Origin of the sequence: Pseudoalteromonas sp. NBT06-2 (assembly GCF_002276045.1) — a bacterium.
GTDB lineage: Bacteria > Pseudomonadota > Gammaproteobacteria > Enterobacterales > Alteromonadaceae > Pseudoalteromonas.
Map to the genome: position 1 here is coordinate 1 of NZ_NQMR01000059.1, position 7,160 is coordinate 7,160.

Here is a 7,160-nt window from a genome sequence, read left to right on the forward strand (position 1 = left end):
CAGCTTTGATAGGATATGAGTACAAGGCATGATTTTAATTCATGGTTATTCCTTGATTATGAATCATAACGCCGTAATCGTTTTCTACCTAAACTCTGCTAGGGCAAGACGATAAGCAGACAACTGCGTTGTTATAAGATATTTGTTGATAATGACTTAACGACACATCTTATGCCCCGCATTTGGCACGCTTATCGACTTACTGAAATAGCGTATTTCCATGTAGCATGGGTATAGTTGTTTATTTTTTGTATTGTTGTTATCTCGGTGATTATAGTTCATATATGGGCTGCGCATTTTTGATTGCAGTTCTTTAATTTTATTATTTATCGTCATGAAGAAATAAAAATGTATATCTTTTTTATGAAGCCATAGAAATATATTTATTGACGAAGAACCAAAGTTGAATCAAATATGGTGATAGCAATTGTAATTCTACTTCTGGTGATTGGTTCTCTCTTATTCCATTTTTTAAGTCCATGGTGGTTCACCCCTTTAGCATCAAATTGGCAATCAATTGATAACACAATAAATGTGACATTTTGGGTAACTGGTTTTGTATTTGTTGCAGTTAATCTTTTTCTTGCATATGTGGTATTTCGCTATCGCTATAAAAAAAATAGACGTTCAGATTATCAACCAGAGAATAAAAAGCTTGAAGGTTGGCTAACATTTATAACAACAATTGGTGTTGCTGCTATGTTAGCTCCAGGTTTATTCGTTTGGGCGCAATTTGTTAATGTGCCAGAACAAGCGAGTGTGATAGAAGCTGTAGGTCAACAATGGCATTGGAGTTTTCGCCTACCAGGGAGTGACGGAAAGTTAGGGAAAACCGCAATTGAGTTGATTAATCAAGATAATCCATTTGGCATAGATCCTAAGGATTTAGCCGGTCAAGATGATGTTCTCGTAAAAAGTAACGAATTACACCTACCAATAAATGATGCCGTCAAAGTTTTATTAAGATCTAAAGATGTTTTACATAATTTTACCGTACCACAATTTAGAGTGAAAATGGATTTAGTTCCGGGATTAGAATCTTATTTATGGTTTACTCCTACAAAGTTAGGTCGGTTTGAAATTTTGTGCGAGGAGTTATGTGGCATCGCACATTATACCATGAGAGGTCATGTTGTTGTTGAATCGAAAGATGACTACAAAATTTGGTTAGCTCAACAAATCACATTTGAGCAAAGTTTGAATGCTATACCCGCATCTATTGAAAAAGGAAACCAAATTTATGTCCAGTGTGTGGCTTGTCATGGTGATAAAGCACAAGGAAATAAAGCATTGGGTGCACCTCAGCTTGCAGGACAAGCAAAATGGTATTTACAAAGACAGCTAAAATACTATAAGAATCATATTAGAGGTAATAATAAATTGGATACTTATGGGCAGCAAATGGCGCTTATGACTACCAGTTTAGTGGATGATAGTGCCATTTCTGATGTGGCGAATTATTTAAGTTCTTTGCCTTCAATCTCTGTGCAAGGAACCACAAAAGGAAATATCACTAAAGGGCAAAAACTATATGAAAATTGCGCCTATTGCCATGGAAAAACAGGGCAAGGTAATTACGCACTGAATGCACCTAAATTATCAGATCAACATGAATGGTATCTTAGGCGCCAAATTGAGAATTATCAAAAAAAAATCAGGGGAGATCATGCTAAGGATTTATATGGTTCTCAAATGATTTTTATGTCTAAGTTATTACAAAGTGGGCAAGCAATTGATGATGTTACTGCTTATATCGTGTCACTTAATAACTAATATACAGACTACCAATTAAATATACCTTTTATGTTTACAGGTTAGGAGATAAGTATATGGATTATATTGCAATTGCAGATCGTGATGATAAAAGTCATCATCCAAATAGTTTTTTCAGTAAATATATTTGGAGTCAAGATCACAAAGTAATAGCAATTCAATATTCAATCACAGCCATAGCCGTGGGATTAGTTGCATTATTTTTGTCTGGGTTAATGCGATTGCAATTAGGTTTTCCAGATCAGTTTTCATTTATAGATCCAAGTAATTATCTGCAATTTGTCACTATGCATGGCATGATCATGGTCATCTATTTATTAACTGCATTATTATTAGGTGGTTTTGGTAATTACTTAATACCTTTAATGGTAGGAACACGAGATATGGTATTTCCCTATCTCAATATGTTGAGTTATTGGACTTATTTATTATCAGTTATTGTATTAATGATGAGTTTTTTTGTCAGTGGAGGTCCAACTGGAGGTGGGTGGACCTTATATCCTCCACAAACCATATTACCCGGTACTCCGGGTTCAGATCTTGGCATTATTTTTATGCTTATATCTTTAGCTATTTTTATTGTTGCATTCACTATGGGTGGCTTAAATTATGTCACTACCATACTACAAGCCCGCGCTAAAGGTATGACTTTAATGCGAATGCCATTATCTATCTGGGGCATTTTTATTGCCACTATACTTGGACTATTCGCATTTCCAGCGCTTTTAGTTAGCGCGATTATGATGATGTTTGATAAATTATTAGCGACAAGTTTTTTCATGCCGGCCATCTACTCACTAGGAGATAGTTTACAACATACAGGTGGTAGTCCTATTTTATTTCAGCATCTATTTTGGTTTTTTGGTCATCCAGAAGTATACATTGTTGCTTTGCCTGCTTTTGGAATGGTATCTGATGTGATTTCTATTCATGCTCGAAAGAATATTTTTGGTTATCGCATGATGGTTTGGGCAATTGTCGCTATTGGTGGTTTAAGTTTTGTAGTTTGGGCTCATCATATGTATGTCAGTGGTATGAACCCCTATTTTGGTTTTTTCTTTGCAACTACAACATTAATAATCGCAGTACCGACAGCTATTAAAGTTTATAATTGGCTGCTCACTTTATGGCGCGGAAATATTCATTTAACAGTGCCTATGTTGTTTGCAATTGGTTTTATTTTTACATTCACCCACGGTGGTTTAACGGGGTTATTTTTGGGTAATGTCATTATTGATTTGCCTTTATCAGATACTTTTTTTGTTGTTGCACATTTTCACATGGTAATGGGCGTTTCTCCCATTATGGTTTTGTTTGCAGCTATTTATCATTGGTTTCCTTTATTTACTGGGCGATTTTTAAATACTAGACTTGGGAAAATACATTTTTGGGGAACATTTTTAGGCACTTATGCAATATATTTACCTATGCACTATTTAGGGTTTTTAGGTGTACCTAGGCGTTATTTTGCATTGGGAGATACCGATTTTATTCCTGCATCTGTGCAAACTTTAAATGCAAGTATTTCAGTATCAGCCATTATTGTAGGTACGATCCAATTAATTTTCATTATCAATTTATTTTGGAGTGTTTTTAAAGGTAAAAAATCAGGCCCTAATCCATGGCATGCAAACTCACTTGAGTGGCAAACACCACAATGTCCACCACAACACGGTAATTGGGGTGAAAAGTTGCCTGAGGTTCATCGATGGGCTTATGACTATAGTGTACCTGGTGTGAAAGATGACTTTATTCCACAGAACTTATCTCAGCAAAAAGTGATAATGTTTAATGAAACCAATTCTTCTGATCATGAAGGAGATAAAAAGTAATGAAGTTTTTAACGACATTAATGGAAAAACCTTGGTTGACTCCTGATTCAGAATTATCGCCGGTTAACTCTATCCAATACGATCAATCAAAAATAGGGAGAACGGCGTTATTGTTTTTTTTAATGGTAGTAACTATTTTATTTTTACTGATCACAGTGACTTTTTTATCCCGTTCACAATACTATGATTTTCAGGCGCTTTCAGGCCAGCCTTGGTTACCGTTTACTCAACCTACACAGCTTTGGCTAAATACGATAAGTTTGATAGTGGCTAGTTTGGCATTGCAGTTTGCAGTGATATTTTCAAAAAAAATGCAAATGAATACTTCATTAGTTTTTGTCAGTTTAGCTGCCATTTTTAGTTGTTTATTTATCATTGGACAATTATTGGTTTGGCAAAAACTAACCAATACTGGTTATTTCATAAATTCAAACCCAGCTAATAGTTATTTCTATTTATATACGGGATTACATGCATTGCACTTATTTGGTGGTTTTTTTGCGTTAGTACGAGTATTAGCGGTATTTATTAGATGCACTGATCCAAAGCACTTTAGTAAAAATCTCTCATTATGTGCCTTTTATTGGCATTACTTATTGTTAGTTTGGATATTACTGTTCTTGTTATTAACAGCAACTGCAGATACGTATAAAACCATTGCACTTATATGCGGATTTTAGATGTTTCTGCATTGCATACTTTAAGCATTAGGAGGAATTAATGTCTTCTAAATTAAATAAAAATGAAAAGTGCTCTGCTTGGCAGGGGGTGATTCAAGATTTTTCAGGAGATAAACAAGTATTTGATATGTCATGGGGAAAGCTGATGATGTGGATTTTTCTACTCAGCGATACATTTATTTTTAGCGTATTTCTTACAGGTTATATGCATGCCCGTATGGCTGCAACAGACAATTGGCCTGTTTCTAGTGAAGTATTTGCTATGACTATAGCTGGAAACTCTATCCCTTTAGTGTTAATTGCGATTATGACTTTTATATTGATTACCAGTAGTGGCACTATGGCTATGGCTGTCAATTACGCATATCGTGGTGAGCTCAAAAAAACTGTTTATTTAATGTCTGCTACTGCATTTCTTGGAGCATGTTTTGTTGGTATGCAGGCGTTTGAATGGACTAAGCTTATTATTGATGAAGGTATACGTCCATGGGGTAATCCACTTGGTGCGACGCAATTTGGAGCAGTATTTTTTATGATAACGGGGTTTCATGGTTTACATGTTAGTGCGGGTGTCATTTATTTAACTGTCATAGCAAAACGGGTTAATAGCGGAGTTTATGAGAAAAAAGGCTATCAAATAGTCGAGATCACAGGTTTATACTGGCATTTTGTTGATTTAGTTTGGGTCTTTATTTTTGCTTTCTTTTATTTATGGTAAGCATGAGGGGAATATTATGACTGGCTCAGAGGTACAGCAACACCCAATAGGGTTATATTTGAAAATATGGATACTATTATTTGTATTGAGTACATGCTCTTATCTTGTTGATTATATGGAGTTTCAAGGTTTTTTTAGGTGGGCCTTAATCTTAATTTTCATGTTTATGAAAGCAGGATTGATTTTAAGTGTATTTATGCATGTAAACTGGGAGAAACCCGCGTTAAAATTGCTCTTGTTTGTGCCATTAAGTGCTATTGTTATTTTAATTATTTTAATGTCTATTGAAGCAGATTATACTTTTTTAAATCGGTTTATTTATTTGTTGAAAGTGTGATGTGCAAATGAATGAGCACATAAGAAAAAAAGTTATTTTGGTATTTGTTAATCTATTAGTATTAATTACATTTATGGCATTATTTTCTTTGATTATTAGCCCTGATTTAGTGAGTAAACATAAAAAAAGTAATACTGTGATATTTACTGCCTTGGAGCTTGATCCATTTTTATTGATAACGCATAACAATGATAAATTTAGTAATAAAGATTTAATCGGTAAATGGCATATTATTTCGTATGGATATACTCAATGCCCAGATATCTGCCCTATGACATTATTGACCTTAACACGTCTTTCGTATTTGATTAAAAAAAATAATGAAATCAAAGATGTGTCATTTTTGTTTTACACAGTAGATCCTGAACGTGATACTATAAATAGATTAGCACAATATGTTTCTTATTTTGATAATGACTTTATAGGTATAAGAAAAAATAAAGATACAAGTTATCTTAATTTTGAAAAAAACTTAGGCATGCAAGTTAAAATTAAAAATAAACACAATCAATATTATGTCAGTCATGGTTTAGCAATATATTTGATTGATCCCGATGCAAAGCTACACGCAATTTTCAAACCTACCACAAATTCTCTTGGTCATTTGAGTTTTACACCTAAAGATATCTATCAAGATCTTCTGAAATTACACCGAAATTATCTGGTTAAATAAAATCCTCTATATGTCGATATAACTGCCTTTCCGCACCTAAAAATTTAATTAAAAAAACTTGACGTAGGTCAGACATTGATCAGACCCCTAAGCGACTTTTTTGATTTTATATAAATTCAATGCTTGCCCTCCGATGAGTCTTATTATTTTTTCTCTTAATTCGTCAAAGCCATCTAGGTGAACTTCATTATCATTTTGGAGTAAATTAATTCCTTCAAAACATTGAAATACCCAACGTAATGTAGGGTTTGATATTTCTTGATTAATTTGATTCGGTATCGTTGCTCCAACCTTTTTCATGTTTGTTCGCATTCGCCTTTGAGCGATGGAATAAACCAGTAATGAAAGCGTCATCACCATCAACAGAGCGTCTATCCTGCTTGGCTTTTTGATAAATAACGATGAAACAAAAAACAACGGATCTTTTAAAAACCTATATCCGTGATCAATGAAGATGCTTGATTTTTGGTGAAAGAGGATCAAGCTAGCTATTAATGAATATTAAACTTACACCCGAATTAAAAGCAGCCTTAGAGTTACGACACAGTAAAGTGCGTGATGGCTATGAGCGAGACCGTATAAAAGCCGTTTTGCTACATGCAAAAGGCTGGACTATTGTCATGATAGCTCAGGCTTTACTTGTTCATGAAAGTACAATATCTCGCCATATTAAAGATTTCATTGCTGAGCATAAGCTTACCCCTGACAATGGTGGTTCGTTTAGTCACCTCGATGATAAACAAACTAAACAGCTAATTGAGCATTTAAGTGATATCACTTATTTTCATACACACCAAATTTGTAGTTATATCCAAGCCACTTTTGACGTTAACTATTCGGTATCAGGACTTAATAAATGGCTTCATCAGAATGGCTTTAGCTACAAACAACCTAAAGGTGTTCCTCACAAATTTTGTCCATCTAAGCAAGATGAATTTATAGCTAAATATGAGTTACTCAAAGCTGAAATGGCTGAGAATGATGTTTTACTGTTTATGGACGCAGTCCATCCGACACAAGCGACTAAAGTGACATGCGGTTGGATACGCACAGGTGTTGATAAAACCATTGAAACCACAGGAAGCAGAACTCGGGTTAATATTGTTGGAGCAATCAGGCTAGGGTATCTATACCCAAGCCACTTCAA

At 34.5% G+C, this 7,160-nt stretch carries 8 protein-coding genes; 7 read left to right on the plus strand and 1 reads right to left on the minus strand.

The features are described 5' to 3' along the window. The first annotated feature begins 414 nt into the window (after positions 1-414). From CJF42_RS12870 to CJF42_RS12895, 6 genes are read left to right on the plus strand one after another with little or no spacing between them, the layout of a single operon-like run. Positions 415-1,773: a c-type cytochrome gene (locus CJF42_RS12870; RefSeq protein WP_095367073.1), complete on the plus strand. Its 1,359-nt coding sequence runs from the start codon at positions 415-417 to the stop codon at positions 1,771-1,773. A 56-nt stretch (positions 1,774-1,829) separates the two neighbouring features. Next, the gene (locus tag CJF42_RS12875; protein ID WP_095367074.1) at positions 1,830-3,605 is read left to right on the plus strand and encodes a cytochrome c oxidase subunit I; all 1,776 of its coding nucleotides are present in this window, start codon (positions 1,830-1,832) and stop codon (positions 3,603-3,605) included. Continuing rightward, the gene (locus tag CJF42_RS12880) at positions 3,605-4,285 is read left to right on the plus strand and encodes a cytochrome c oxidase subunit 3 (RefSeq protein ID WP_095367075.1); all 681 of its coding nucleotides are present in this window, start codon (positions 3,605-3,607) and stop codon (positions 4,283-4,285) included. The genes CJF42_RS12875 and CJF42_RS12880 overlap by 1 nt, the downstream gene beginning before the upstream one ends. Positions 4,286-4,325: 40 nt before the next feature. Continuing rightward, positions 4,326-5,003 carry a heme-copper oxidase subunit III family protein gene (locus CJF42_RS12885; RefSeq protein ID WP_095367076.1) on the plus strand — a complete coding sequence of 226 codons (678 nt, stop codon included), beginning with the start codon at positions 4,326-4,328 and terminating at the stop codon, positions 5,001-5,003. Positions 5,004-5,019: 16 nt separating this feature from the next. Next, the gene (locus CJF42_RS12890; protein WP_095367077.1) at positions 5,020-5,340 is read left to right on the plus strand and encodes a cytochrome C oxidase subunit IV family protein; all 321 of its coding nucleotides are present in this window, start codon (positions 5,020-5,022) and stop codon (positions 5,338-5,340) included. A 7-nt stretch (positions 5,341-5,347) separates the two neighbouring features. Then, the gene (locus CJF42_RS12895) at positions 5,348-6,013 is read left to right on the plus strand and encodes an SCO family protein (RefSeq protein ID WP_141235554.1); all 666 of its coding nucleotides are present in this window, start codon (positions 5,348-5,350) and stop codon (positions 6,011-6,013) included. A gap of 87 nt (positions 6,014-6,100) precedes the next feature. On the opposite strand, the gene CJF42_RS12900 is transcribed toward CJF42_RS12895, so the two are convergent. Then, positions 6,101-6,313 (minus strand): hypothetical protein, encoded by a 213-nt coding sequence (locus CJF42_RS12900; RefSeq protein ID WP_095367079.1) that lies wholly within the window; start codon positions 6,311-6,313, stop codon positions 6,101-6,103. Between the two features lie 194 nt (positions 6,314-6,507). Here CJF42_RS12900 and CJF42_RS12905 point away from each other — a divergent pair. After that, on the plus strand, positions 6,508-7,160 hold a 653-nt coding region (locus CJF42_RS12905; RefSeq protein WP_141235555.1), incomplete at its 3' end, for an IS630 family transposase.

Coding starts and splice junctions, on each gene's coding strand:
- CJF42_RS12895 (WP_141235554.1), top strand. CDS start 5,348: ATGAATGAGCACATAAGAAAAAAAGTTATTTTGGTATTTGTTAATCTA.
- CJF42_RS12880 (WP_095367075.1), top strand. CDS start 3,605: ATGAAGTTTTTAACGACATTAATGGAAAAACCTTGGTTGACTCCTGAT.
- CJF42_RS12875 (WP_095367074.1), top strand. CDS start 1,830: ATGGATTATATTGCAATTGCAGATCGTGATGATAAAAGTCATCATCCA.
- CJF42_RS12870 (WP_095367073.1), top strand. CDS start 415: ATGGTGATAGCAATTGTAATTCTACTTCTGGTGATTGGTTCTCTCTTA.
- CJF42_RS12885 (WP_095367076.1), top strand. CDS start 4,326: ATGTCTTCTAAATTAAATAAAAATGAAAAGTGCTCTGCTTGGCAGGGG.
- CJF42_RS12900 (WP_095367079.1), bottom strand. CDS start 6,313: ATGAAAAAGGTTGGAGCAACGATACCGAATCAAATTAATCAAGAAATA.
- CJF42_RS12890 (WP_095367077.1), top strand. CDS start 5,020: ATGACTGGCTCAGAGGTACAGCAACACCCAATAGGGTTATATTTGAAA.